The organism is Cellulomonas citrea, from assembly GCF_009829685.1.
In the GTDB taxonomy this organism is placed as follows: Bacteria; Actinomycetota; Actinomycetes; order Actinomycetales; family Cellulomonadaceae; genus Cellulomonas; species Cellulomonas citrea.
The window spans coordinates 1-1,338 of record NZ_VWSD01000292.1 but is presented as its reverse complement, the minus strand read 5'-3'; the positions used below and the strand labels follow the sequence as shown (position 1 = coordinate 1,338).

At 76.8% G+C, this 1,338-nt stretch carries 1 protein-coding gene; it reads left to right on the top strand.

Going from position 1 to position 1,338, the window contains the following annotated elements; genetic code table 11:
- A partial coding sequence (locus F2B26_RS16255; protein ID WP_159811112.1) for a putative PEP-binding protein occupies positions 1 to 1,242 on the top strand: 1,242 nt, incomplete at its 5' end.
- Between the last annotated feature and the right edge of the window lie 96 nt (positions 1,243 to 1,338).

Sequence of the window (1,338 nt, the reverse complement as noted above, 5' to 3'; positions counted from 1 at the left end):
GAGCTGCGGGCGCCGTCCGTCGTCGTGGCCCGCGACCTCGCCCCGGCCGACACCGCGGCGCTCGACCTGGCCAACGTCCTGGCCATCGTCACCGAGCTCGGCGGCCCCACCGGGCACACGGCGATCATCGCCGGTCAGCTCGGCATCCCGTGCCTCGTCCGGGTCGACGGTGCCACCGCCCTGGTCGACGGCACGCAGGTCGCGGTCGACGCCGCGGCCGGGGCGCTCACCGTGGCGCCCGACGACGCGCTGCGCACGGCCCTTCTCGAGCGTGCGCGGGCCGAGCGGGCGCTCGCCGACGACACCGCCCCCGGTGCCACCGCCGACGGCCACCCCGTCGCGCTGCTCGCCAACATCGGCACCGCCGAGGACGCCGAGCGCGTCGCCGGCACCGCCGTCGAGGGCGTCGGGCTGTTCCGCACCGAGGTGCTCTTCCTCGAGCGTGCCACCGCCCCCACGGTCGAGGACCAGGCGGCGACCTACACGCGGGCTCTCGCCGCCCTCGGCGGCCGCAAGGTCGTGGTGCGCACGCTCGACGCCGGGGCCGACAAGCCGCTGGCCTTCGCCACCGCCGCCGACGAGGAGAACCCGGCGCTCGGGGTGCGCGGCTACCGGCTGGTGCGCACCCACCCCGAGCTCATGAGCACCCAGCTCGCCGCCCTGGCCGCAGCGCAGGAAGCCACGGGCGTCGCCCCCTGGGTGATGGCCCCGATGATCGCCACCCCGGCCGAGGCGCGCGACTTCGCCCAGGCGGCACGTGCCGCCGGGGTGCGGACCGTCGGCGTCATGGTGGAGATCCCCGCGGCCGCGCTGCGCGCCGAGCAGATCCTCGCCGAGGTCGACTTCGTCTCGCTGGGCACCAACGACCTGGCCCAGTACACGATGGCGACCGACCGGCTGCGTGGTGAGCTCGCCGACCTCATCTCGTCGTGGCAGCCCGCCGTCATCGAGCTGGTCGCGAGCACCGCCCGCGCCGGCAAGGCCACGGGCAAGCCCGTGGGCGTGTGCGGGGAGTCCGCGAGCGACCCGCTCATGGCGCTCGTGCTCGTCGGGCTCGGCATCACCAGCCTGTCGATGTCCGCCGGTGCGGTGCCGGCCGTCCGGTACGCCGTCCGCCACCACACGCTCGCCACCTGCGAGCAGATGGCGCAGGCCGCGCTCGCCGCCGGCTCGGCGCAGGAGGCGCACGCCGCCGTGCTCGCGCTCACCGACCCGACGGTGCGTACCGCGCTCGGCTGGTGACCTCGCACGTGCCGGGTGCCGCCGGGCCGGCGGCACCCGGCACGTCTGTGTCCGGGACCGGGTGCGTCCTCCCGGTGGGCCAGGGCGCGCCCGCTG